This is a genomic window from Polaromonas sp. CT11-55 (assembly GCF_047303325.1).
Lineage (GTDB): Bacteria > Pseudomonadota > Gammaproteobacteria > Burkholderiales > Burkholderiaceae_C > Polaromonas.
In genome coordinates, this window is sequence record NZ_JBKBEX010000018.1 from 1 (window position 1) to 24,100 (window position 24,100).

Consider the following 24,100-nt stretch of genomic DNA (forward strand, 5'->3'; position numbering starts at 1 on the left):
TAGACACATCCGGATATGCTCAATCGCCAAAAATCTCCCGGGGCGCCTTGATGCAGGGAGCGTCAGCTTTTCGTTCTTCCAGGGTGGGGGTCAGGGGATAAGAGAAAGCGACAGTCTTCACATTCGTCGTTCCCTTGAAACCTGCTTCGTCCAACATGGAAAAACCCAGGGTCGCACATGTCCCCGTCGAGCCCATTTCGTAGCGTTTGAACCCAGGGTCGATCTTGAAAGCATAGGCGGCGCTGCAGGCCCTTTTTGTGCTGATGTCGTATTCGGAGGCCACCGCAACGGCGACGAGGTCACCGGGGTGCGCGTTGAATACGCGCTTGTACGATCCACCCATCAACTGGCTTTTCAGCCTTTTCTGTCTCAAACAGCCGTTCTCGTCCGGCTCCAGCTTGAACACAACGCCTGTCACGGCATAGGTGTGGTTTGGCTGGGAAATGATCACTTTGACAGGAGCCGCCTCATCAGTCTGTGCGAGCGGCGGCATGGTTTTCACACAGGCCGCAAGTGTCAATGCGGCGCCAACAGCCATAAAAAACCGAACGTTCAACTTCATTCTTTCCCCCTGGTTTGTTCTAAAAAAACGGAAACTTGTTGAACGGATGGTAGCTGCCCGGCATGGGCCGGCAGGCGCCGCCTGCATGAAATGAAAACGGCGCTACACAAGGTGAGCGCCGACAGGGGTGGTCAATTAGCAGTCAAATCGGGCTACAGCCCAATACCCACCTTGGAAAGCGGCTATTAAATCAATAGCAAACCCCAAATTCCCCCCAAGCAAGGGCGCCGTGGAACTGGCTTTGCCAGGCCGCAAGCGCCGTCCCCTGCAAGGGGAGAGGAAGCTACACGAAGTGAGCTTCAACAGGGGTGTACTTACTTCTTGGCTTCGCCAGGCCGCCAGCGCCTGTCCCCTGCAAGGGGAAGGGCGCTACACGAAGTGAGCGCCAATAGGGGTGTGCTTATTTTTTCAAGTGTTCCAGCCGCCCCCCAAAGCCCGGATCAGCCCCACTGTCGCCAGGTATTGCGCGGTCTTGACCTGCAGCGCCTGGCGGCGGTTGCGCAGCTCGCTGCGCTGGGCGTCCAGCAATTCAAGCTGGCTGACAAAGCCGTTGCGGTAGCGCGAATCCGACAGCACTGTGGCGCGGGTGGCCGAGGCCACCGAGCGCGACTGGGCTTCCGACTGCTCGGCCAGCAGGCGCAGGGCCGAGAGCTGGTCTTCCACGTCCTTGAAGGCGACGAGGATTTGCTCGCGGTAGTTGGCCAGCGCGATGTCGAGTTCGGCATTCGCGTTCTGCACGCCGGCCTGGCGGCGGCCGCCGTCAAAAATCGGCAGCGACAGCAGCGCGCCCACACCCCAGGCCTGGCTGGAGACCTTGAACAGGTCCTTGATCTCCGGCGCGGCATAACCGCCGTTGGCCGTCAGCGAGAAGGTCGGAAACCAGGCGGCCTTGGCCACTCCCACGCGGGCCTGCGCGGCTTGCATGCTGCTTTGCGCGGCGGACACGTCGGGGCGGCGCTCCAGCACCGTGCTGGGCACGCCGGCCGGAATCACGGGCAGCACGGTAGCCCATTCAGTGGGCGCGACTGTGAAGCTGGACGCCACCTCGCCGACCAGCACGGCCAGCGCATGTTCGATCTCGGCGCGGCGGCGGTCCAGCGCCAACGCTTCGGATTCGGTGGCGGCGACCTCGGTACGCACGCGGGCCACATCGAGTTCGGCCACGTCGCCTTCCTTGAAGCGGATTTCCGTCAGGCGCAGCGTGTTGCGATAGGCCTGCAGCGTGTCGCGCACCAGGGTCCGTTCGGTGTCCAGCGCGCGCAGGTTGAGGTAGGCCTGCGCCACGTCGGCCTGCACCAGCAGCTGGGTGCTGCGCAGCAGGGCTTCGCGCGACTGGGCGTCCAGCGAGGCGGCGTCCGAGTTCAGCGACAGCTTGCCGATCAGGTCCACCTCATAGGAAAAATTGGCGGCGGCCGTGACCGTGGTCTGCGCGACGCGATTCGTGGTGATATTGCTCTGGCGCACCGCGCCGCCGCTCAAGCCCACTTGCGGCAGGCGGTCGGCGTCGGTGTTGCGCAAGATCGCGCGCGCCTGGGCCAGGCGGCCCGCGGCCACCTTGACGCTGTTGTTGTTCTGGCCGGCCTGCTCGACCAGCCGGTCCAGCACCGGGTCGGCAAACACCTTCCACCAGGCGCCTTGTGATTGCGGGGCCGTCGCGGTGGCAACAGCCGCCGCACCGGCGTTTTCTTTGTAGGCCGCGGGCGCGGCGGGGATGCTGGCCGGGTCTACCGAAGCGCTGGTGGCGCAGCCGGCCAGCACCAGGGCGGCCAGCAGGGGCAGCAGCGCGCTGCGCAGTTTTGACGATGTGTGGTTCATGATGAACTCCTTAACGTGATGCTTGTTGTTATTCGTGAAGCTTGACGGGCGCGGCCGGTTGGGCGTGTGCTCCTGCACCGCCGCTGCCCGCGAAGGCTTCGAGGTGCGGCACTTCACCGTGCAGCTTGAGCGGGCGGTTGCCCGTGAGGCGGCGCAAGGTGACATAGAACACCGGCGTGAGGAAGAGGCCGAAGGCCGTCACGCCAATCATTCCCGAGAACACCGCCACACCCATGGCATGGCGCATTTCGGCGCCGGCGCCGGTCGACAGCACCAGGGGCAGCACGCCCATGATGAAGGCCAGCGAGGTCATCAGGATGGGGCGCAGGCGCAGGCGGCTGGCTTCAATCGCGGCCTGCAGCGGCGTGCGCCCGGCAAACTCCAGTTCGCGTGCGAACTCCACGATCAGGATGGCGTTCTTCGCCGACAGCCCCACCAGCACGATCAAGCCGATCTGCGTGAAGATGTTGTTGTCACCGCCGGTCAGCTTCACGCCCAGCATGGCGGCCAGCAGGCCCATGGGCACGATCAGCACGATGGCGATCGGCAGGGTCAGGCTTTCATACTGCGCGGCCAGCACCAGGAAGACCAGCAGCAGCGCCAGCGGGAACACCCACATGGCCGAGTTGCCGGCGATGATTTCCTGGTAGGTCAGGTCGGTCCACTCGTAGCTGATGCCGGGCGGCAGGGTTTCGGCCGCGATGCGGGCAACCGCGTCCTGCGCCTGTCCCGACGAATAGCCGGGCGCGGCGCCGCCGTTGATGTCGGCCGACAGGAAGCCGTTGTAGCGCATGGCGCGTTCCGGGCCGAAGCTGGGCGTGACCTTCATCAGCGCCGACAGCGGCACCATCTCGCCGGTGGCCGAGCGCACCTTGAGCAGGCCGATGTCCTCGGCGCGGGCGCGGTAAGGCGCGTCGGCCTGGACCCGCACGGAATACGTGCGGCCAAACTTGTTGAAGTCGTTGGCGTACAGGCTGCCCAGGTAGATCTGCATGGTGTCGAACACGTCGGTCACCGGCACGCCGAGCTGGCGCGCCTTGGTGCGGTCTATGTCGGCGTAGAGCTGCGGTACGTTGACCTGGAAGCTCGAGAACAGGCCGGCCAGTTCAGGCGTCTGGTAGGCCTTGGCCATGAAGTCCTTGGTGGCTTTGTCCAGCGCGGCATAACCGAGCGAGCCGCGGTCTTCCAGCTGCAGCTTGAAGCCGCCGGTGGTGCCCAGGCCCTGTACGGGCGGCGGCGGGAACATCGCGATAAAGGCTTCCTGGATGCCGCTGAACTTGCCGTTGAGCTGGCCGGCGATGGCGCCCGCGCTCAGGTCCGCGCTCTTGCGCTGGTCAAAGGGCTTCAGGGACAAGAACACGATGCCCGAGTTGGAGCTGTTGGTGAAGCCGTTGATCGACAGGCCCGGGAAGGCAATCGCGTGTTCCACGCCGGGCTGCTTCATGGCGATGTCGCTGATGCGGCGAATCACGTCTTCGGTGCGGTCCAGCGTGGCGCCGTCGGGCAGCTGCGCGAAGCCGATCAGGTACTGCTTGTCCTGGCCGGGCACAAAGCCGCTGGGCACGGCCTTGAACAGGCCCGTGGTCGCCAGCACCAGCACCAGGTAGATACCCAGCATCACGGCCTTGCGCGAGATCGCGCCCTTGACGCCGCGGCTGTAGTTCTCGGAGCCGCGGTGAAAGGCCTTGTTGAAGGCGCCGAAGAAACGGCCGAAGACCTTGTCCATGCCGCGGGTCAGCGCGTCCTTGGGCGCGTCGTGGCCATTGAGCAGCATGGCGGCCAGTGCCGGCGACAGGGTCAGCGAGTTGACGGCCGAGATCACGGTCGAGATCGCGATCGTCAGCGCGAACTGCTTGTAGAACTGGCCCGACAGGCCGGTGATGAAAGCCAGCGGCACGAACACGGCGATCAGCACCAGGGCAATGGCGATGATGGGCCCGGACACCTCGCGCATGGCGCGGTAGGTGGCGTCGCGCGGACTCAGCCCCGCCTCGATGTTGCGTTCCACGTTTTCCACCACCACGATGGCGTCGTCCACCACAATGCCGATGGCCAGCACCAGCCCGAACAGGCTGAGCGCGTTGATCGAGAAGCCGAAGAGGTGCATCACCGCGAAGGTGCCGATGACGGAAATGGGCACGGCCAGCAGCGGGATGATGGAAGCGCGCCAGGTCTGCAGGAAGATGATCACGACCAGCACCACGAGGGCCACGGCCTCCAGCAGCGTGTGCACCACGGCTTCGATGGACGAACGCACGAACTGCGTGGTGTCGTAGACGATCTCGTAGTCCACGCCTTCGGGCATGTTCTTCTTGAGCTCCTTCATCACGGCCTGCACGTCGTCCGAAATCTGGATGGCGTTGGAGCCCGGCGCGGCGAAAACCGGCACGGCCACGGCCTGCTTGTTGTCCAGCAGCGAGCGCAGCGCGTAGTCGGACGCGCCCAGTTCCAGGCGCGAGATGTCGCGCAGGCGCGTCACGGCGCCGCCCTTGTCGGTCTTGACGATGATGTCGCCAAACTCTTCTTCACTTTGCAGGCGGCCCTGTGCGTTGATGGACAGCTGCATGTCCACGCCGGGCAGGCCGGGCGAAGCGCCCACCACGCCGGCGGCAGCCTGGATGTTCTGCTCGCGGATAGCGCGCACCACGTCGCCGGCGGAGAGGCCCCGTTCGGCCACCTTTTGCGGGTCCAGCCAGACGCGCATCGAATAGTCGCCCGAACCGAAGAGCTGCACCTGGCCCACGCCGTTGATGCGCGCCAGGCGGTCCTTGACATTGAGCACCGCGTAGTTGCGCAGGTAGGTCATGTCGTAGCGGTCGTTGGGCGAGAGCAAGTGCACCACCATGGTGAGGTCGGGTGAGCTCTTGATGGTGGTGATGCCCAGGCGGCGCACTTCCTCGGGCAGGCGCGGCTCGGCTTGCGAGACGCGGTTCTGCACCAGCTGCTGCGCCTTGTCCGGGTCGGTACCCAGCTTGAAGGTGACGTTGAGTGTCATCAGGCCGTCGGTGGTGGCCTGGCTGCTCATGTAGAGCATGCCGTCCACGCCGTTGATGGATTCCTCCAGCGGCGTGGCCACGGTTTCGGCGATCACCTTGGGGTTGGCGCCCGGGTAGTTGGCGCGCACCACCACGGTGGGCGGCACCACGTCCGGGTATTCGGCGATCGGCAGCGAGCGCAGCGCGATCAGTCCGGCGATGAACATCAGCAGCGACAGCACGCCGGCAAAGATGGGCCGGTCAATGAAAAACTTGGATAAATTCATGGCAATTCTTCTTGTTCAGGTGTCAGGGGCGGCTCAGGACTTGGCCGCGACCTTGACGGCTTTTTCGGTGAGCTCGGCCTTGGCGGACATTTCCACCGTTTGCGGCGCAACCAGCGCGCCGGGACGTATGCGCTGCAGGCCGTTGACGACGATGCGTTCGTTGGCGGCGAGGCCGCCCTTGACCACGCGCAGGCCGTTGACGGCGGCGCCCAACGTGACCTCGCGGTAGACCGCCTTGTTGTCGGCGCCTACCACCAGCACAAACTTCTTGTTCTGGTCGGTGCCGACGGCGCGTTCGTTGATCAGCAAAGCCGTGCCCTTGGTGGCCTGGCCCATGCGGATGCGCGCGAACTGGCCGGGCATCAGCTGGCCGTCCTTGTTGTCGAAGACCGCGCGGGCGCGCACGGTGCCGCTCTTGGCATCGACCTGGTTGTCGACCAGTTGCAGCTTGCCTTCGAACGGCGTGTCGGTGCTGGCGGCGGTGCCCATCTGCACGGGAATGCGCTCGAGGTTGCGGCTGGCCGGGCCGCTATTGCCGCCATTTCCGCCCACGTCCTTCAGGGCCTTGGTGACGACCTGTTCGTCGGCATCAAAGCTCGCGTAAATCGGGCTCACGGACACCAGCGTGGTCAGCACGGGAGCGCCCGGGCCGGCGGCGACCAGATTGCCCACGGTCACTTCGAGCTTGCCGACGCGGCCAGAGACCGGCGCGCGCACCTGGGTATAGCCCAGGCTCAGCTGCGCCGTCTGCAGGGCCGCCTGCGCGGCGCGTAAATTGGCCTCGGCCTCGCCCTTGCCGTTGGTGCGCTCGTCGAACTCACGCTTGGAAATCGCTTGCTCGCTCCACAGGCGCTGCGAGCGCTCCTGCTCGCCCTTGGCCTGGGTGACCCGGGCCTGGGCGGCGGCAACCTGCGCATCGGCGCGTTCCACGTCGGCGGCATAGGGCGCCGGGTCTATGGTCAGCAGCAGGTCGCCCTTCTTGACCAATGCACCTTCGCGAAAGTGCACCGACTGTATGGTGCCGGCCACGCGCGAACGGACGTCCACGCGCTCGACCGCCTCCAGCCGGCCCGAGAACTCGTCCCAGGCGGACACGTCGCTCTGCACCACGGTGGCGACAGAGACGGGGGTGGCTTGCGGCGCGGCGGGACCGGACTGGGCGCGGGTGCCGGAGACGCCGAACACGGCGGCGGAGATGCCGGTCACGGCCAGCACGGCGAGGGCCACGGCCAGCAGGCGGCGTTTGGGGGTATGCAGTTGTATGGATGGCATGTCAATTCTCTCGAAGATGGATGGATGAAACTGAAAACGGATAAACGAAAAGGTGAATGGGAGATGAGCGGGTCGGGCAAAGCGGCAAAGCGGCAAAGCGGCGACTCTAAAACCTCAACTTAAGTTGAGGTCAAGCGCGCGGCGCCTAACACGGTGCCCGTGCAGGGACATCAAGCCGCCGCGGCCTTGCGCGCGGCGCTGATCGGTATCCGGATGAATCAATGGCATGGTGAACTCCCTCAAAGAAAAAATTGAAGCGATAAAACAAGCGATAAAACTCAGGCCACCACGCCATGCGCGGCGGTCCGCGCATCCAGCGCGGTGGCAAAAAATCGGCCAAAGCGCTCATGGAGCAGCGGCCCCCAGGCCTTTTTGGCATCCGCCGGCTCCAGGTAGCTGCAAGGCCAGCCGGTGGGAACGGGCAACACCGTGTCGAGCGCGACCAGGCCGGCGGCACGCAGGCGCGCGGCATAGGCCAGCGTTTCGTCGCGCAGCGGGTCGTCCTGCGCCGTGATCAGCAGCGTGGGCGGCAGGCCGGCCAGGCGAAAGGCCGAACCGGGCGCGGCATAAGGGTGGCTCGCGTCTTCCAGGCGCGGCAGGTAGTTGTGCCAGCCGTCGGCCCAGGTGCAGCCCACTGGGCCGGCTTCGGCGTCGCGCAGCGAAGCCGTGGCCAGGCATGGGTCCAGCATGGGCGACAGCAATATCTGCCCGGCCAGGGCCGGCTCCTGCAGGTCGCGCGCCATCAGCGCCACGGCCGCGGCGATATTGCCGCCGGCTTCCTCGCCGGCCACAAACACCGGCGCGCCCGCGCCGGCCAGCTTGTGGCGGGCCTTGAATGCCCACTCCAAGGCGGCGTAGCCCATTTCAACGGCACTGGGAAACGGATGCTCCGGCGCCAGCGGATAGTCCAGCGACATCACCACCGCGCCGGCGTCGGCCAGCAGCCCGGCCACGCAAGAGCCGCCTTCCAGCGAGCCGCCCACAAAAGCGCCCGCGTGGAAATGCACCACCAGCGGCGACACGCCCGCGCTGCCGCGGCGGCCGTAGAAACGCACGTCCAGCGGCTTTTTCAGCGCAAGCTGGATCTGCTTTTCGACCCACGGGGGGCTGGTTCTGTCGTCGCCCTTGAGGGCGGGCTGCTGGCTTTTCATCGTCGTGACCGCGTAGGGCCTCCGGTTTGTTGCAATGCAGCAGAAGATACGCCCGGGGTGTCACTTAATAAATAGCCGTTCCATTTATTCTTTATTTCACCAGTGCAACAATCGGGGTATGCCTGAGCCCCTCACGCTGTTGTACCGGGCTGTTTGCCGCGCAAGCCCCTGCCCGCTTCACTGCCGGGGCTTGAGACTTGGGACGCGAAGTGTGGGCCTTGCCGCCGTGGCAGGGTCAACGGACTCCGGGAAAACCCGGACAGGACCAAGGGCTATTTGTCGGCCGTCACGGGAAGCCGCCATGATGGTCACAATCGCCCCTCTCAGTTCCCCCGCGGACCTCTGTTCGCGGATCTCCCCGGCTTTCCCCAAGACCCTCGCGGCCACCCGCCGCCAGGAGATGAGGCAGCAGGCCCATCGGCCCGCGGCGCCTCCAGTGCATTGACAGACCCTTACCAGGACCACAGGACAGGACTTTTCATGGACAAGTTTTCCGCAATGCAGGCCTTTGTACGGGTCGTGGAAGCCGGGACCTTCACCAAGGCCGCCGACTCCATGGGCATGCCCAAGCCGACCGTGACGCGGCTGATCCAGACGCTGGAGCAATCGCTGGACACCAAGCTGCTCAACCGCACCACACGCAAGGTTACTGTCACGGCCGACGGCGCGGCCTATTACGAGCGCGCCGGCCGCCTGCTCGGCGAGATGGAAGAGCTCGAGTCGAGCATGTCGCGCGCCAAGGCCAGCCCGCGCGGCCGGCTCAAGGTGGACATCCCTTCTTCCCTGGGGATGGCGGTGGTGATTCCGGCCCTGCCGGATTTTTATGCGCGCTATCCCGACATCCAGCTGGAGCTGGGCGTGAGCGATCGGCCCATCGACATCCTGGCCGAAAACGTGGACTGCGTGATACGCGGCGGCGAAATCACCGACCAATCGCTGGTGGCGCGCCGCATCGGCGAGTTCTATTTGATGTCCTGCGCCTCGCCGGCTTACCTCAAGCGCCATGGAACACCGCAACATCCGCAGGAACTCGCGCATGGGCACAGGCTGATCCGCTATGTTTCGCCGCGCGACGGCAAGCTCTACGGCGTGACGCTGCACAAGGACGGCGAAAGTGTGGAGGTCGAGGGCTACCACCAGCTCTCCGTCAACGACTCGAACGCCGGCGTGGCGGCGGCGCTGGCCGGCCTGGGTATCCTGCAGACGGTCACCTTCCTGGTGCAGCAGCACATCAGCAGCGGCGCGCTGGAGCCGCTGTTCAACGGCTGGTGCTCCGCGGCCAAGCCGATTCACGTGGTCTACCCGCCAAACCGCCACCTGAGCAACAAGGTGCGCGTCTTCGTCGACTGGATCGCCGACCTGTTCGCCAGGCACGACCTGATCCAGCGCAAGAGCAGCCTGCCGGGGCGCGCCGCGCGCGCGCAGCCCGTTGCCGAAGCACTGGCCGAGTAGCCGACGCCAGCCCGGCATCTCCTACAGCCGGCGTCACTGACAGCCTACAGGGCGGGCGGCATTCACCCATTAAGGTGAAGGCCTGTCCGATCCGTCCTCCCCCGTCCTCCCGGATCCGTCCTGTACCGCTTGCGAAAGACCTCACATGCCAAGATTGAAAGCCCCCGCGCCCGATGCCGAAAGCCGCAAGGCACTGGAGCAACGGGCACGGGAAGCCGTGCTGCCCATACCGCCCCGGCAAAAAGGGCGCTGGCCTTTTCCCGTGAACGACGAGCAGCCCGCGGGCGAAGCCGGCGACGACAAGCGCGAATCGCCGGACGACAAACCGGCCCGAAAACCTGAGGACTAAGCGCGCGGCTTCAGGCGTTTGGCCAGGCTGACCAGCAGCAACACCAGCGCGCCCGCCACCAGGCCGACCAACGCGTCCATCAGCAGCGGCAAGAGCGCGGCCAGGAATGCGCCGGCGCCGGTTGCCACTTGCTGCGAGAGCGTTTCGATGAAGTGGTGCAAGGGCGCGAAGCCGTGCGTGAGTATGCCGCCGCCCACCAGGAACATCGCCGCCGTGCCGGCCAGCGACAGCCCCTTCATGAGCCAGGGCGCGGCCCACAGGATCGCCCGGCCCCCGCTTCGCTGCAGGCGCGGCCAGGCGCCCTCGCCCGCGCAGCGGCTCAGGTAAAGCCCGCCGTCGTCGAGCTTGACGATGCCCGCCACCAGGCCATAAACGCCGACCGTCATGGCCACGGCAATGCCGCAAAGCACCGCGACCTGCGTCACAAAGGGGCTGGCCTGCACCGTACCCAGCGCGATCGCGATGATCTCGGCCGACAGGATGAAGTCGGTGCGCACCGCGCCCTTGATCTTGTCCTTTTCCAGCGCCACCAGGTCGACGGCTGGATTGGACAGCGCGGCCGTAAGCGCCTCGTGCTCGGCGGCCTGCTCATGTGCGCCGTGCAGAAATTTGTGCGCGAGCTTTTCAAAACCCTCGTAGCAAAGAAAGGCGCCGCCCACCATCAGCAGCGGCGTCACCGCCCAGGGCGCAAAGGCACTGATAGCCAGCGCCGCCGGCACCAGGATGGCCTTGTTGACGAAGGAGCCTTTGGCCACGGCCCAGACCACCGGCAGTTCGCGATCGGCCTTGACGCCGGCAACCTGCTGGGCATTGAGCGCCAGGTCGTCGCCCAGCACGCCGGCGGTTTTTTTGGCGGCAACTTTGGAAAGCAGCGCCACGTCGTCGAGTACGGTGGCGATGTCGTCAATCAATGCAAGCAGGCTGCTGGCCATGGGAATTCTTTTCGTGAATGCCGCGGCAAAGAGCCGCGAATGGGGAAAGAGACATCCGGCGCATGGCGTTGTACTTGTGTCGCACCGAGGAAGAGCCGCCACTTTACCTAACTTGCGCGACGGCAAGAGAAAAGCCGCCCGCAGGCGGCTTTTTCCAGGCAGGGAACACAGGCTCAGCGCGCCGTCAATCGTCCCAGGATAAAGCCCACGGCCAGGGCCGCGCCCACGGCTTCCAGCGGCCTTTCCTGCACCCAGGATTTCGAGACTTCCAGCGCATGCGCAGGCGCTTCGCTGATGCGGCGCGTCTGGTCGGCAAAACGGTCGGCAACGCTGCTGGCGGTATCTGCCAGCTTGTCGACGCCCTGGTGCGCCGCCGAGGAGGCGCGGTCCACCGCGCTACGCGCCGGATCGGCCACTTTGTCGATGCCGCTGTGAAGCGCCGCGCCTGCGGACTCGACGCCGCGCTGGATGGGATTGCCGTTGGCTGGCGATGCTGTGGTTTTGTCCATGGTGCTTCTTTCAAAAAAATTCCACAAAATACGGATGTCGCGTTGCCGGTGCCAAAGGCCATCGAAAGATGATCATCCGGTGCGTCAGACCACTGTAGGCACAACCCAGGCAGCGGGCTGTGCGCGGCCGGACAGGCTGCATGTAGGACAAGAGAGTGTTGCAAAGCCCGGCCGGCTGTCGGACCGGGCTGACAGGAGAATGGTCACTTGGCTTGGCGGGCCGCGCCGCATAGACCTCCATCATCAAGCCCTGATCAAAACCTCATCCGCACCCAAGGAGAGTTTCATGTCCAGGAATGCAAGACGCGCCCCAAAATCCCGCCTGACCGACAACGGCCAGCCCCGCTACGGCCCACCCGAAGAAGCCGCGGAAGACGACGAAGGCCTGGAGTTGCCGGTGGAGCCCGATGAGGGGACGCCGCTCATTCCGGATGATGAGCGGGTTGTGAATGTTCCTTCTTGAGGGCCGGGTCTTGCTCCGGCTGAGCGCGCTCTTCCTCCTCTTTCCTCCTCCTTCCTCTTCTTAGGTCAGCTGGCCGAGGGTTGCCCGGCGGCAAGTAACTTTCTTTTGCTTCGCCAAAAGAAAGTCACCAAAGAAAAGGCGACCCGCAGTCTGGGTCCCCTACGCTGCGCTGCGGGGCAACCTGCGGTGCTCGAGCCAAGCGGGGTCAAAAACAACTCGCTTCGCTCAAACAAGTTTTTGCCCTGATCCGCTTGTCTCTGCGCTCCTCGGCCCAGCCAGGACGGGGCAATCGGGAGCGGGAACCGAATACCGAAATACCAAGAAGACCAATACAAACAAGGACACGCCACGGCGTGTCCTTGTTTCTTCAGGTGTTCGGCTGTTTGGTATTCCTGCCCCCACCCCTTCTGGATGCGCCGAGGAGCGCAGGGCCAGACGGATCAGGGATCGCGTTGTTTGAGCGAAGCGCAGCGTAGCGAGTTTAGCGAGACCCCGGCTGGACCGAGCACCGCAGGTTGCCCGTAGCGCAGCGAAGGGACGCAGCAAGTAGGGTCGCCTTTTCTTTTGCTTACTTTTCTTTTGGCGAAGCAAAAGAAAAGTGAGTAGCTGCCGGGCTACCCCCGGCCAGCAGAACTAAAAAGAGGAAAGAGGAGGATAAGGAGGAGGAAGAGCGCGCCCAGCCGGAGCAAGACCCGGCTAACCCAAAACCTTAAACATCACAAACGCATCCACCAACCCCAACTTCAAATGCCGAAAAGCCTTCGGCAAAGTCGCCACCACCTCAAACCCCAATCGCTTCCACAAACGAACCGCCCGTTCGTTGGTCGACACCACCAGGTTGAACTGCATTGCGAGGAATCCCATGGCCAGCGCCTCGCGCTGCGAGTGTTCGCACATGGCCGATGCCAGGCCCTGGCCCTGGGCCTCGGGTGCGACCACATAACCGCAGTTGCAGACGTGCGCGCCCAGGCCGGGCTGGTTGGGCTTGATGAAATAGGTGCCCAGCACGGGCCCATTCCCTTCGCGCACCACATAGGTGGCGCGCGGCGCCTCCATCCATGCGGCGTGGATTTCGGCTTCGGTGCTTTGCGGTGAAAAAGCATAGGTGTCGCCGGCTTCGAAGGTGGCGCGGAGCAGCGGCCAGACGGCGGGCCAGTCGGCTTCCTCGCAGCGGCGTATTTTGACCTGCGTCATGGTTTGGGCGCATCCACCACTTCGGCCGCCGTGCGGAAGGCCTCGACGGCGGCGGGCAGGCCGCAGTAGATGCTGGCGTGCAGCAGCACTTCCTGGAGCTGCTCTGGCGTCACGCCGTTGTTGAGCGCGCCGCGCACATGGCCCTTGAGTTCATGCTGCTTGCCCAGGGCGGTCAGCATGGCCACGGTGATCAGGCTGCGGGTCTTCAGGTCCAGCCCCGGCCGCTGCCACACGTCGCCCCAGGCATTGCGCGTGATGTAGTGCTGGATGGGCATGGAGAAATCGCTCGCCTTGCCGAAGGCATTGGCCACAAACTCTTCACCCATCACCTGCTTGCGGGTGGCCAGGCCTTTGTCGAAGTCGCTGGAAAGTGTGGAAGTCACGTGAGCTCCTTGGAAAAGATTCTTAAAGCCCAAGCGTAGTGGAAAACAAAAAAGCCCGCCCAGGCTTTCACCAGGGCGGGCAAGATCAACACTGATTCAATATTGCTCAGGCCAGGTCGTAACGGTCCAGGTTCATGACCTTGTTCCAGGCGGCCACAAAGTCACGCACGAACAGATCCCGCGCGTCGCTTGCTGCATAGACCTCGGCAATGGCGCGCAGCTGGGAGTTGGAGCCGAAGACCAGGTCGTTCACGGTCGCCGTCCACTTGAGCTCGCCGCTCGCGCGGTCGCGGCCTTCGAGCACGCCGGCGTCAGTGGCTGACTTCTGCCACTTGGTGCGCATGTCGAGCAGGTTCACGAAGAAGTCATTGCTCAAGGTGCCAGGCCGCTTGGTGAAGACACCGTGCGGGGCCTGGCCGACGTTGGCATTAAGGGCGCGCATGCCGCCGACCAGCACCGTCATCTCGGGAGCGCTCAGTGTCATGAGGCTGGCCTTGTCCACCAGCAGTTCAGCGGCCCGCGCTTCCTGCCCCTTGCGGCCGTAGTTGCGGAAACCGTCCGCGGTCGGTTCCAGCACGGCGAAAGCCTGCACATCGGTCTGCTCTTGCGAAGCGTCCGTGCGCCCCGGCGAAAAAGGCACTTTCACATCATGCCCGGCCCGCTTGGCGGCCGCCTCGACGGCGGCGCAGCCGCCCAGAACAATCAGGTCGGCCAGCGAAATCTTCTTGCCGCCGGACTGCGCGCCGTTAAATTCGGCCTGGACCTTCTCCAGCACCTTCAGCACCTTCGCGAGTTCGGCCGGCTGGTTGACTTCCCAGTCCTTTTGCGGCGCGAGGCGAATGCGCGCGCCGTTGGCGCCGCCGCGCTTGTCGCTGCCGCGGAATGTCGCGGCGGATGCCCAGGCCGTCGTGACCAGTTGGGCGATGGAAAGCCCGGATGCGAGCAGCGTGGCCTTCAGCGCGGCAATGTCGTTTTCCCCGACCAGTTCGTGGTCGACCGAGGGAATCGGGTCTTGCCACAGCAACTGGCCCTTGGGCACCAGCGGGCCGAGGTAGCGTGCTGCCGGCCCCATGTCGCGGTGCGTGAGTTTGTACCAGGCCTTGGCGAAAGTGTCCGCAAACTCCTGCGGGTTGGCCATGAAGCGCCGCGAGATTTTTTCGTAGGCCGGGTCCATGCGCATGGCCATGTCGGCCGTGGTCATCATGGGCGCGTGGCGCTGCGCCGGATCATGGGCGTCCGGCACCGCGGTCGCCGCGGCGGGATCCTTGGGCTTCCACTGGTGCGCGCCCGCGGGGCTCTTGGTCAGCTCCCACTCATAGCCGAACAGGTTCTCAAAGTAACCGTTGTCCCACTTGATGGGGTTGTTGGTCCAGGCGCCTTCGATGCCGCTGGTGATGGTGTGTACACCGTGGCCGCCGCCGAACTTGTTGGTCCAGCCGAAGCCCTGGTCTTCAAGGCTGCCGCCCTCGGGCTCGGGGCCGACGTACTTGCCCGGCTCTGCGGCGCCATGGGCTTTGCCGAAGGTGTGGCCGCCGGCGGTCAGTGCGACGGTCTCCTCGTCGTTCATGGCCATGCGCGCGAAGGTTTCGCGGATGTCGCGCGCCGAACCCAGGGGGTCCGGGTTGCCGTTCGGGCCTTCGGGGTTCACATAGATCAGGCCCATCTGGACGGCGCCCAGGGGGTTTTCGAGTTCGCGGTCGCCGCTGTAGCGCTTGTCACCCATCCACTCGGCTTCGGGCCCCCAATACACCTCTTCCGGCTCCCAGGCATCGGGGCGCCCGCCGGCAAAACCGAAGGTCTTCAGCCCCATGGAGTCCATGGCCACGGTGCCGGCCAGCACCATCAGGTCGGCCCAGGAGATTTTGCGGCCGTACTTCTGCTTGATCGGCCACAGCAGGCGGCGCGCCTTGTCGAGGTTGCCGTTGTCGGGCCAGCTGTTGAGCGGCGCGAAGCGCTGCATGCCCGAACCCGCGCCGCCGCGGCCGTCGGCGATACGGTAGGTGCCCGCGCTGTGCCAGGCCATGCGGATGAAGAAGGGGCCGTAATGGCCGTAGTCCGCGGGCCACCAGTCCTGTGAGTCGGTCATCAGCGCATGGAGGTCTTTGACCACGGCATGCAGGTCCAGGGTCTTGAACTCCTCGGCGTAGTTGAAGGCCTCGCCCATGGGGTCGGCCTTGGGGGAGTTCTGGTGAAGAATCTTGAGGTTGAGCTGGTTGGGCCACCAGCTGGCGTTGCCTGCGGCGCCGGCCAGTGCGTGTTTGCGGGCACCGCCCGAGAACGGGCAGGCGCTTTCGCCTTGCGTCGTGTGATCAGCCATGATGAACTCCTTCAATGTGTATGGGATGAAACGCAGTCTAGGTTTCGCAGCAGAATATGAAAAGACAATTAAAAATATTCATTTAATAGTTTTTATTAATTGCACGCGTTTTACGCCAGGCCGCGCGGCCGGATAGGCCTTCTTGCCGTTACGCTTGAGCCGAGCCACTTATAAAGCCTTTGAAGGAAATCCTCATGACGACCAAGCCCGCAACACCAGGCGCAGCTCCCCGCTACCCCGCCCCCGAACTCAAGGACCTGCCCGAGGACATCAAGGCCAAGGTCCTGGAAGTGCAGGAAAAAGCCGGCTTTGTGCCCAATGTGTTCCTGGCGCTGGCGCGCCGCCCCGCCGAATGGCGCGCCTTCTTTGCCTACCACGACGCCCTGATGCTCAAGGAAGAAGGTTCCAACCCCAACGGCACCCTGACCAAGGGCGAGCGCGAAATGATCGTCACCGCCACCAGCGCGGCCAACAACTGCCTGTATTGCGTAGTCGCGCATGGCGCTATCCTGCGGATCTATGAAAAAAAACCGCTGGTCGCCGACCAGGTGGCTGTCAACTACCGCAAAGCCGACATCACGCCGCGCCAGCGCGCCATGCTGGACTTCGCGATGAAGGTCTGCCTGCAGGCCGACCGGATTGAAGACGCCGACTTTGAAGCGCTGTACGGCCACGGCTTTGACGACGAAGACGCCTGGGACATCGCGGCCATCACGGCTTTCTTCGGCCTTTCCAACCGCATGGCCAGCTTCAGCAACATGCAGCCCAATGCCGAGTTCTACCTGATGGGCCGCGTGCCCAAGCCGCCCAAGCCGCCCAAGCCGGCCTGACAAGCCAGCTTGTAAGCGGCCCGGCAACGCTGAATAATGCGCATGGCTTGATTGACTTGAACCAGGACTTCATGACCTCGACCGCTACCCCCTCTCCCATGGCCCCGGCCGCGCCCAACCCGGCATCGGCCAGCCCGTCCGGCCTGACCGTGCGCAAGCTCGAGATAGACCTGAGCCAGGGCTTTGACCGCCATTGGTATGGCGGCGACGCCTTCCTGAGCCAGTATCACAACGCCCTGTCCATGAGCTTTCCGGTCGGCGAGCAGTCCTTTATCGACGCGGTGCGCGACTGCGCCAAGTTGCTGCCCCAGACGCCCGAGCACGCCCTGCTGCATGAAGCGGTGGCGCAGTTCATAGGCCAGGAAGCCACGCACCGCCACATCCACGGCCTCTACAACACTCACCTGGAAACCCAGGGCCTGGTCAACCGCTGGCAGCACTGGGCCACGGCGCGCATTGACTACGCGAAAAAAAGAGGCGCCCAGCCCCTGCACTTCCTCGCCGTGACCGCCGCCTACGAACACCTCACCGCGGTGCTGGCCGACTACCTGCTGCGCCACAACGACACGCTGGACAGCGCCGACCCGAGAATGCAAACCCTCTGGCGCTGGCATGCAGCCGAGGAGACCGAACATCGCGCCGTCGCCTACGACCTCTACCACGCGGTGCAGGGCAACTACGCCTGGCGCATACGCTGGTACATCTACGCGGTTCTGGTGTTCACCTTGGACTCAGGACGGCAGACGCTGCTCAACCTGTGGCACGACGGCACGCTGTTCAAGCCCGGCACCTGGTGGAGCGCTGCCAAATTCTTCTGGGGCCGCAAGGGCGCGATGTGGTACACCATGGGCCCGCTGCTGGCTTACTTCAGGCGCGATTTCCATCCCGACCAGGAAGCGTTTGCCGCGCCTGAGCAGCAGACGCGCGGCCTGGCCCGGCGCTGGTTCAAGGAAAACGCCGACAGGTTTCGCGTGGTCCGCTGAGCCGCACGCTCTCTCTCAGTCCTCAACAATCTTGCGCATCCAGTCCGGCAGCGGCCGGGACTTCTGCGCGGGGAAATCCACCCAGATGGTGGTGGCCCCGCCGGCCGCGCAGATCACGCCCGGCGCATCGCTGCGCTCCATGGTGGCCCAGCTTTCAAAGGTGCTGCGGCCGGGGTCGCTGACATACATCTTCATGAGTACGTCGCCCGGGTATTCGAGCTGCTTGTAGAAATTGCAAAAAGCGTTGACGATGACCGGGCCTTCCCCTCTTGGGTCCGGCCGGCAGCCAATGGCATACATCCAGTCTATGCGTATGGTTTCCAGGTAGCGGAAGTAGCTGCCGTTGTTGAGATGGCCCATGGCATCCATATCGCCCCAGCGTATCGGGATGAGCATCTCATGGACCAGTTTTTTCTTCTCGGGGATTTCGATCTTCATGGTGAACACCGCACCTAACGGTGCGCCCTGATGGAGGCAAGAATGCCCAGCGTGAACAGAACGCAGGCGGTGAGCTGCACCAGGGTAGGCCAGCGGCCGTCCCAGGCAAAGGAATACAGCAGCGCAAAAATCGTTTCACTGACGATGAGCTGCCCGCACAGGCTGGCGCTCAGCCGCTGGCTGGCCATGTTCCACAAAATCGTGGCCAGCCAGGTCGAGCCCACACCGGCCACCACGCACAGCAGCACAAAGGTCCCGAGGTCCGCGCGCGCCGCAAGCACGCCGGCATCGGACCCAGCGGCCAGCCACATCAGCAGCGCGCCCAGGCCGGTGGCCACGCCCAGCCAGTTGGCCCAGTCGGTGGCGTTCACTTCCGGATGCCGCTTGAGCCAGGCGGAGTTGAGGATCGCAAAAACCGTCCAGCACACCAGCGAGGCCGCCACAAACAGCATGCCGCGCCAGAAATAGGTGGCCACGCCTTGTCCCGCCTCATGCGTGGAACCCATCATGAGCGCCAGCCCGGCCAGCGTGAGCGCCAGCCCCGGCAGCAGCGCGGCCCATCGCAGGCCCTGCGGTTTTCCCAGCAGCATGACCCAGATCGGGATGGTGCCTATGACCAGCGAAGGCACTTCGGTGCCCGCATCACGTATGGCCAGCACCAGCAGCAGGTAATAGCCGCTAAAGCCCAGGATGCTCATGAGCAGCGCGGCCCCGGCCTGGCGCAGCGTGGGCAGGCGGCGGCTGCGCAGCCCTACCAGCATCACGAGCACAGCCACCACACCGTAAACGGCAAAGCGCCCGGCCGTGAGGTCTATCGAGGAATAGCCGCCCGCGCCCATCTCGAGCATGCGCGGCGCAACAAACACCAGGCCCCACAGCGCACCCGCCGCGAGCCCGGCCAGAATGCCGGACAGCATCAATCAGGCGGTGTGCGCGGTCGCGACCAGGCGCAAGCCGAGCAAGCCCATGGCGCCGGCGGCCGTGCGGTCCACCACGGCCTTGCTGCGCAAATAGGCGGCGCGCGGCACGGACGAAGACAGCACCAGCGCCACCACGGCATACCAGCCGGTCTCCATCACCAGCACGCCGGCCAGCACCAGCATGGCGGCGGGCAAGGGGAATTGAGCGGGCAGCAGGGCCGCAAACACGCTGCTGTAGACCACCACGATCTTGGGATTGCTCAGCTGTGTGACCAGCCCCTGGCGAAACGACTGCAGCACCGTGGGACGCGCCGCGCCTCTGTCCTGGCCGGCCATCTCCAGCGGCTGGCGCGCACCGCGCCAGATCTGGATGGCAATCCACATCAAATAGAGGCCGCCCACGATCTTGAGCGCCGTGTAGACGCCGGGCAAGGCGGCCAGCAAGGCCTGCAGCCCGGCCAGCGCCAGCGCGGCGAACACCAGCGCGCCCAGGCCCATGCCCAGCGCCGCGGCCAGGCCGTCGGCGCGCGAACGCGACACCGCGATGCGCGCGACCTGCACAAAACTCGGGCCGGGACTGACCACGCCCGCGAGCAAGGCCAGAAAGATCAGGCCTATGGGGCCGAGGTAAGGCACTACGGAATCCAGCATGTTGTTCTCTCTCTGCGCGAATTGATTGATGTTGTGAACCGGTTCAGACACCGAAACCGTCATCCGCCGCGATCACCGCACCATTGACAAAATGGCTCTCGCCGCTGGCCAGCATCACCAGCAGCGCGTCCAGGTCCTGCGGCTTGCCGATGCGCTTGCGCGGCAGCATCTGCACCAGCTTCTTGCCCTGCTCGGTCTCCCAGTGGTGGTGGTTGATCTCGGTGTCAATATAGCCGGGGCAGATCGCATTGACGTTGATGCCGAACTTGCCCCACTCCAGCGCCATGGCTTTGGTCATCTGCACCACGGCGGCCTTGCTCATGCAGTACACGCCGATCTGCGGCAGCACACGCAGTCCAGCCATGGAGGCGATGTTGATGATGCGCCCGCCGGCATAGTTGCCGGGCCCGGCGCCGCGCGAGCGGGCCAGCATGCGCTTGCCGACTTCCTGTGCCACGAAGAAGGCGCCCTTCACATTGGTGTTGAAGATGAAGTCGTAGTCTTCCTCATCCACATCCTGGATACGCTGCGTATTGCTCACGCCCGAGTTGTTGACCAGGATGTCGATGGGTCCAACCTCGGTTTCGGCATGGGCCACGCCGGCCTTGATGCTGGCATGGTCGGTCACGTCGAGCTCGACCACATGCGCATCGCCGCCCGCCGCCTCGATCTGCGCTCGCAGGTCCTTGAGCTTGTCCAGCCTGCGGCTGGCCAGCACAACGGCCGCGCCGGCGCGGCTCAAGGTCGTGGCGAACTGGGCGCCCAGTCCACCGGAGGCGCCGGTCACGAGGGCGACACGCCCTGTCAGGTCAATGCTGTAGGCCATTAGAGGCTCCTCTCTCAATTTAAACCGTACAAAAGAGAACGACCGTTCGCGTCGCTGCATTCGCGACATAAAATCCCACGCGAGACCGACAATCCTTCCTGAAAAATCATTATCAGCGAGTCCCCGATGAATACCCAAGAAATTCTGGCCCAGTTCGGCCCCCGTGAAGCGATGGAATACGACGTGGTCGTGGTGGGCGGCGGCCCCGGCGGCCTCGCCACCGCCATTCGCCTGAAACAGCTGGCGGCCGAAAAAGGCAAGGACATTTCCGTCGTGGTGCTCGAAAAAGGCTCCGAGCCCGGCGCCCACATCCTCTCGGGCGCGGTGATGGACCCGAAAGCGCTGACCGAGCTGCTGCCCGACTGGAAAGCCCAGGGCGCACCGCTGAACCAGCCCGTCACCGCCGACGAGGTGCTGTTCCTCAGTGAAAAAAGCGCGGTCAAGACACCGGCGTTCTTTGTGCCGGACTGCTTTCACAACGAAGGCAACTACGTCATCAGCCTGGGCAATGTGGTGCGCTGGCTGGCGCAGCAGGCCGAGGGCCTGGGCGTTGAAATCTTCCCGGGCTTCGCGGCCGCTGAAGTCCTCTACAACGACGACGGCTCCGTCAAGGGTGTGGCCACCGGCAACCTCGGCATAGGCAAGGACGGTCAGCCCACCGACAACTTCCAGCTCGGCATGGAACTGCACGGCAAGTACACCGTGTTCGCTGAAGGCGCGCGCGGCCACCTGGGCCGCCAGCTGATCAACCGCTTCAAGCTCGACGAAGGCAGGGACCCGCAAGGCTACGCGCTCGGCGTGAAAGAGCTGTGGGAAATCGACCCGGCCAAACACAAGCCCGGCCTGGTGATACACACCGCCGGCTGGCCCATGGACAGCCAGACCTACGGCGGCGGCTTTATGTACCACCTGGAGGACAACAAGGTCACGCTGGGAATGGTCACCGGCCTGGACTACAGCAACCCCTACCTGAGTCCCTTTGAAGAGATGCAGCGCTGGAAGACCCACCCCAGCATCAAGCAATACCTCGAAGGCGGCAAGCGCATCAGCTACGGCGCGCGCGCCATCACCGCGGGCGGCGCCTTAAGCCTGCCCAAGACCGTGTTCCCGGGCGGCGCGCTGATAGGCTGCGATGCCGGCTACCTCAACGCGGCCCGCATCAAGGGCAGCCACGCGGCCATCAAGTCCGGCATGCTCGCGGCCGAAGCCGCCTATGAGGCCGTCACCGCCGGTCGCCAGCACGACGAGCTGGCCGCCTACCCCGAGGCCTATGCCAAGAGCTGGCTCGCGCAGGAACTGAACCAGTCGCGCAACTTCAAGTCCTGGTTCAAGAAGGGCCTTTACGTCGGCGCCTTCATGACCGGTATTGAGCACTGGCTGCTGCCCAAGCTGGGCTTCAAGTCGCCGCCCTGGACCGTGCACAACAGCATTCCCGATTACGCCAAGCTCAAGCCGGCCGCCGAATGCACACCCATCGTGTACCCCAAGCCCGACAACAAGATCACCTTCGACCGCCTGAGCTCGGTGTTTGTCTCCAACACCAACCACGAAGAGCACCAACCCGCCCACCTGACGCTGAAAGACGCCAGCGTGCCGGTCAACATCAACCTGGCCAAGTACGCCGGCCCCGAGAGCCGCTACTGCCCGGCCGGTGTCTACGAGTTCGTGAAGAACCCCGACAACAGCGACCGCCTGCAGATCAACGCGCAGAACTGCGTGCACTGCAAGACCTGCGACATCAAGGACCCGACACAAAACATCGTCTGGGTCACGCCCGAAGGCGGCGGCGGGCCGAATTACGCCGGCATGTAAACCGGCACCTAGCTGTTGAATGAGAAAAAAGCCCTTCTGGTTTATCCGGAAGGGCTTTTGTTTTTTCCAACCAGGTGTTGTCCGCGCACTCAGCCTGATCCCGCGCGGATTCGACAGAAATTTTTAAGTGGCATAGAATCCAACCCAGCGGGGACTTGAGCGGTCTCCCCGCCTGCCAAGGGCGCCTTCCGGTGCCCCAAGTACTGCTCCTGATGATGGGTTACCACGCCCGATTAGGAGCTTCACTTGGTCTTTTGTTTTTCCCCCTTCAGTTTCACAGCGCCTCAGGCGCATGAGCGCATTGCTGCGCTTGCGGGCGTACATGCCGGCTCTTCGCGGAGGGCCAAGCCATGAACTGCGTCCTCGAAACCTCCGACACGCCGAACACGCCCAGCCACACCCAGCGGCAAATGGTGGACATTCAACTCAAAACCCTTTCTCTCGACCCTGCAAAACTCGACGGCCTGTCTGAAAAGCTGCTGCGCAGCCACTATGACAGCAATTACACCGGCGCGGCCAAGCGCCTCAATGCGATTCGCAGCCAGCTGTCGCAACTGGCTTGGGATACGACACCGGTCTTCACGATCAACGGCCTCAAGCGCGAGGAACTGATCGCCGCGAACTCGGTGTACCTGCACGAGCTCTACTTCGAGAATCTGGGCGGCAACGGTGTTCTGCCGTCCAACGGCCTGTCGATTGCGCTCACCCGCGATTTCGGCTCGGTCGAACGCTGGCGCAACGAATTCACCGCACTGGCCAAGGCCATGGGCGGCGGATCGGGCTGGGCCATCCTCAACTGGTCGCCGCGTGAGGGCCGGCTGGTCAACCAATGGGCGGCGGACCACACGCACCTGCTGGCGGGTGCCATGCCCATCCTGGCGCTCGACATGTATGAGCACGCCTACCACCTGGACTTCGGCGCCAAGGCGGCAGCCTACGTTGATGCGTTCATGCGCAATATCAACTGGGACACGGTTTATCCACGCTACGGTGCCGCCGTCAAAGCCAGCGCACTCGGGTTCGGCATCGACCCTTCAGCCGTCGACCAAACGACGGCGCAGCTCATTGATGTGCGGCGCGCTGAAACCTTTGCCGAGGCGGGCGACATCATCAAGGGCGCGCGTTACGCCGATCCCGCAGATGTGCCGGCCTGGGTAGGCACGCTGGATTCCAACCGCCCCGTCGTGGTGTATTGCCTCCACGGTCTGGATATCGGCCGCTCCACGGCCTTGTCCCTGAGAGCCCGCGGCGTGAACGCGCAATTCATGGAAGGCGGCATCGAGGCCTGGAGAGCCGCGCAACTGCCCTTGATCCCAAAAACCCTGGCGTGAGATCCGGCGGCGGCGTGAGTTCATGTCGAAGCCATCGCCGCCTCTTCAATTGAAGTTCTACAAGGAGCCCATCCATGCGTCTGACCCTATCGATCCTGGTCTCAAGCCTGCTTTTCTGCACGGTTTTTAACTCGGCGCTGGCGCAACAGGCGATCTACCAATCGCCATCGCTCACGCCCAATGCGGCTTTAAAAGCCGCGCAAGCAGCGCTGGAGGCCTGCCGCAAGAACGGCCATCAGGCCGCCGTATCCGTCAATGACCGCGCCGGCAACGCCCTCGTGATGCTGCGCGACCGGTTTGCCGGCCCGCATACCGTCGATACCGCGATCAACAAGGCTTACACCGCCGTGACCTTCAAGCTCGACACCACGAGTTTTGCCCGCTCCACCCAGGCTGGCGAGGCTGCGTCGGGCGTGCGGCACCTTCCCCGTATCGTGGCCATCGGTGGCGGCATTCCCATCGAATCAGCCGGCTCCATCGTGGGGTCCATCGGCGTCTCGGGTGCGCCGGGCGGTGATGCCGATGAGGTTTGCGCCAAAGCCGGGATTGCCGCGATACGGGACGAGCTTGATTTTTAACCGGCCCCCCATCGGACCACGATGAAGTCAGGCGCCGCATCAGTTGTGTCTACCTTGCACTCAAGCAGTC

The 24,100-nt window shown here is 64.3% G+C and carries 22 protein-coding genes; 8 read left to right on the top strand and 14 right to left on the bottom strand.

All coding sequences use genetic code 11. The features are described 5' to 3' along the window. Positions 1 to 19: 19 nt before the first annotated feature. The 5 genes from ACEN8I_RS16185 to ACEN8I_RS16205 all read right to left on the bottom strand — a co-directional run bounded on the left by ACEN8I_RS16185 (position 20) and on the right by ACEN8I_RS16205 (position 8,062). The gene (locus ACEN8I_RS16185) at positions 20 to 562 is read right to left on the bottom strand and encodes a hypothetical protein (RefSeq protein WP_413329539.1); all 543 of its coding nucleotides are present in this window, start codon (positions 560 to 562) and stop codon (positions 20 to 22) included. Positions 563 to 970: 408 nt separating this feature from the next. Then, positions 971 to 2,377 carry an efflux transporter outer membrane subunit gene (locus tag ACEN8I_RS16190; protein ID WP_413329540.1) on the bottom strand — a complete coding sequence of 469 codons (1,407 nt, stop codon included), beginning with the start codon at positions 2,375 to 2,377 and terminating at the stop codon, positions 971 to 973. Between the two features lie 28 nt (positions 2,378 to 2,405). Then, positions 2,406 to 5,639 (bottom strand): efflux RND transporter permease subunit, encoded by a 3,234-nt coding sequence (locus tag ACEN8I_RS16195; RefSeq protein ID WP_413329541.1) that lies wholly within the window; start codon positions 5,637 to 5,639, stop codon positions 2,406 to 2,408. Positions 5,640 to 5,672: 33 nt separating this feature from the next. Further along, positions 5,673 to 6,911, bottom strand: a complete 1,239-nt coding sequence (locus ACEN8I_RS16200; protein WP_413329542.1) for an efflux RND transporter periplasmic adaptor subunit — start codon at positions 6,909 to 6,911, stop codon at positions 5,673 to 5,675. Positions 6,912 to 7,189: 278 nt separating this feature from the next. Then, the gene (locus ACEN8I_RS16205; RefSeq protein WP_413329543.1) at positions 7,190 to 8,062 is read right to left on the bottom strand and encodes an alpha/beta hydrolase; all 873 of its coding nucleotides are present in this window, start codon (positions 8,060 to 8,062) and stop codon (positions 7,190 to 7,192) included. Positions 8,063 to 8,542: 480 nt separating this feature from the next. On the opposite strand from ACEN8I_RS16205, the gene ACEN8I_RS16210 reads away from it, so the two are divergent. Further along, the gene (locus tag ACEN8I_RS16210) at positions 8,543 to 9,514 is read left to right on the top strand and encodes a LysR substrate-binding domain-containing protein (protein ID WP_413329544.1); all 972 of its coding nucleotides are present in this window, start codon (positions 8,543 to 8,545) and stop codon (positions 9,512 to 9,514) included. A gap of 145 nt (positions 9,515 to 9,659) precedes the next feature. Further along, positions 9,660 to 9,863 (top strand): hypothetical protein, encoded by a 204-nt coding sequence (locus tag ACEN8I_RS16215; protein WP_413329545.1) that lies wholly within the window; start codon positions 9,660 to 9,662, stop codon positions 9,861 to 9,863. Here ACEN8I_RS16215 and ACEN8I_RS16220 read toward each other — a convergent pair. Together ACEN8I_RS16220 and ACEN8I_RS16225 are read right to left on the bottom strand one after the other, a co-directional pair. Next, the gene (locus ACEN8I_RS16220; RefSeq protein ID WP_413329546.1) at positions 9,860 to 10,795 is read right to left on the bottom strand and encodes a DUF808 domain-containing protein; all 936 of its coding nucleotides are present in this window, start codon (positions 10,793 to 10,795) and stop codon (positions 9,860 to 9,862) included. The genes ACEN8I_RS16215 and ACEN8I_RS16220 overlap by 4 nt on opposite strands. Positions 10,796 to 10,968: 173 nt before the next feature. Then, positions 10,969 to 11,304, bottom strand: coding sequence for a DUF883 family protein (locus tag ACEN8I_RS16225; protein ID WP_413329547.1), 336 nt, complete (start codon positions 11,302 to 11,304; stop codon positions 10,969 to 10,971). 286 nt (positions 11,305 to 11,590) lie between these two features. On the opposite strand from ACEN8I_RS16225, the gene ACEN8I_RS16230 reads away from it, so the two are divergent. Further along, on the top strand, positions 11,591 to 11,767 hold the full coding sequence (locus ACEN8I_RS16230; RefSeq protein WP_413329548.1) for a hypothetical protein: 177 nt from the start codon (positions 11,591 to 11,593) through the stop codon (positions 11,765 to 11,767). A gap of 696 nt (positions 11,768 to 12,463) precedes the next feature. Here ACEN8I_RS16230 and ACEN8I_RS16235 read toward each other — a convergent pair. The 3 genes from ACEN8I_RS16235 to katG form a co-directional block, all read right to left on the bottom strand. After that, entirely contained in the window at positions 12,464 to 12,961 is a 498-nt protein-coding gene (locus ACEN8I_RS16235) for an N-acetyltransferase family protein (RefSeq protein ID WP_413329549.1), read from the bottom strand. Next, entirely contained in the window at positions 12,958 to 13,287 is a 330-nt protein-coding gene (locus tag ACEN8I_RS16240; RefSeq protein ID WP_413329630.1) for a carboxymuconolactone decarboxylase family protein, read from the bottom strand. Before ACEN8I_RS16240 ends, ACEN8I_RS16235 begins: the two co-directional genes overlap by 4 nt. A gap of 163 nt (positions 13,288 to 13,450) precedes the next feature. Continuing rightward, positions 13,451 to 15,661, bottom strand: coding sequence for a catalase/peroxidase HPI (gene katG, locus ACEN8I_RS16245; RefSeq protein WP_413329550.1), 2,211 nt, complete (start codon positions 15,659 to 15,661; stop codon positions 13,451 to 13,453). Positions 15,662 to 15,855: 194 nt separating this feature from the next. Here katG and ACEN8I_RS16250 point away from each other — a divergent pair, with 194 nt between their 5' ends. After that, complete coding sequence (locus ACEN8I_RS16250) at positions 15,856 to 16,491, top strand: peroxidase-related enzyme (protein ID WP_413329551.1); 636 nt, start codon at positions 15,856 to 15,858, stop codon at positions 16,489 to 16,491. A 98-nt stretch (positions 16,492 to 16,589) separates the two neighbouring features. Beyond that, positions 16,590 to 17,474, top strand: a complete 885-nt coding sequence (locus ACEN8I_RS16255) for a metal-dependent hydrolase (protein ID WP_413329631.1) — start codon at positions 16,590 to 16,592, stop codon at positions 17,472 to 17,474. Positions 17,475 to 17,489: 15 nt separating this feature from the next. On the opposite strand, the gene ACEN8I_RS16260 is transcribed toward ACEN8I_RS16255, so the two are convergent. From ACEN8I_RS16260 to ACEN8I_RS16275, 4 genes are read right to left on the bottom strand one after another with little or no spacing between them, the layout of a single operon-like run. After that, a complete protein-coding gene (locus ACEN8I_RS16260; protein WP_007868772.1) occupies positions 17,490 to 17,912 on the bottom strand; it encodes an acyl-CoA thioesterase in 423 nt (140 codons plus the stop codon). A gap of 14 nt (positions 17,913 to 17,926) precedes the next feature. After that, positions 17,927 to 18,829 carry a DMT family transporter gene (locus tag ACEN8I_RS16265; RefSeq protein ID WP_413329552.1) on the bottom strand — a complete coding sequence of 301 codons (903 nt, stop codon included), beginning with the start codon at positions 18,827 to 18,829 and terminating at the stop codon, positions 17,927 to 17,929. 3 nt (positions 18,830 to 18,832) lie between these two features. Next, the gene (locus tag ACEN8I_RS16270) at positions 18,833 to 19,483 is read right to left on the bottom strand and encodes a LysE family translocator (protein WP_413329553.1); all 651 of its coding nucleotides are present in this window, start codon (positions 19,481 to 19,483) and stop codon (positions 18,833 to 18,835) included. A 43-nt stretch (positions 19,484 to 19,526) separates the two neighbouring features. After that, positions 19,527 to 20,309: an SDR family oxidoreductase gene (locus tag ACEN8I_RS16275; protein ID WP_413329555.1), complete on the bottom strand. Its 783-nt coding sequence runs from the start codon at positions 20,307 to 20,309 to the stop codon at positions 19,527 to 19,529. Positions 20,310 to 20,435: 126 nt separating this feature from the next. On the opposite strand from ACEN8I_RS16275, the gene ACEN8I_RS16280 reads away from it, so the two are divergent. The 3 genes from ACEN8I_RS16280 (at position 20,436) to ACEN8I_RS16290 (ending at position 24,030) form a co-directional block, all read left to right on the top strand. Next, positions 20,436 to 22,121 carry an electron transfer flavoprotein-ubiquinone oxidoreductase gene (locus ACEN8I_RS16280; RefSeq protein WP_413329556.1) on the top strand — a complete coding sequence of 562 codons (1,686 nt, stop codon included), beginning with the start codon at positions 20,436 to 20,438 and terminating at the stop codon, positions 22,119 to 22,121. 413 nt (positions 22,122 to 22,534) lie between these two features. Beyond that, positions 22,535 to 23,452: a Fe-Mn family superoxide dismutase gene (locus ACEN8I_RS16285; RefSeq protein WP_413329632.1), complete on the top strand. Its 918-nt coding sequence runs from the start codon at positions 22,535 to 22,537 to the stop codon at positions 23,450 to 23,452. 74 nt (positions 23,453 to 23,526) lie between these two features. Further along, on the top strand, positions 23,527 to 24,030 hold the full coding sequence (locus ACEN8I_RS16290; protein ID WP_413329557.1) for a GlcG/HbpS family heme-binding protein: 504 nt from the start codon (positions 23,527 to 23,529) through the stop codon (positions 24,028 to 24,030). The last annotated feature ends 70 nt before the right edge of the window (positions 24,031 to 24,100 follow it).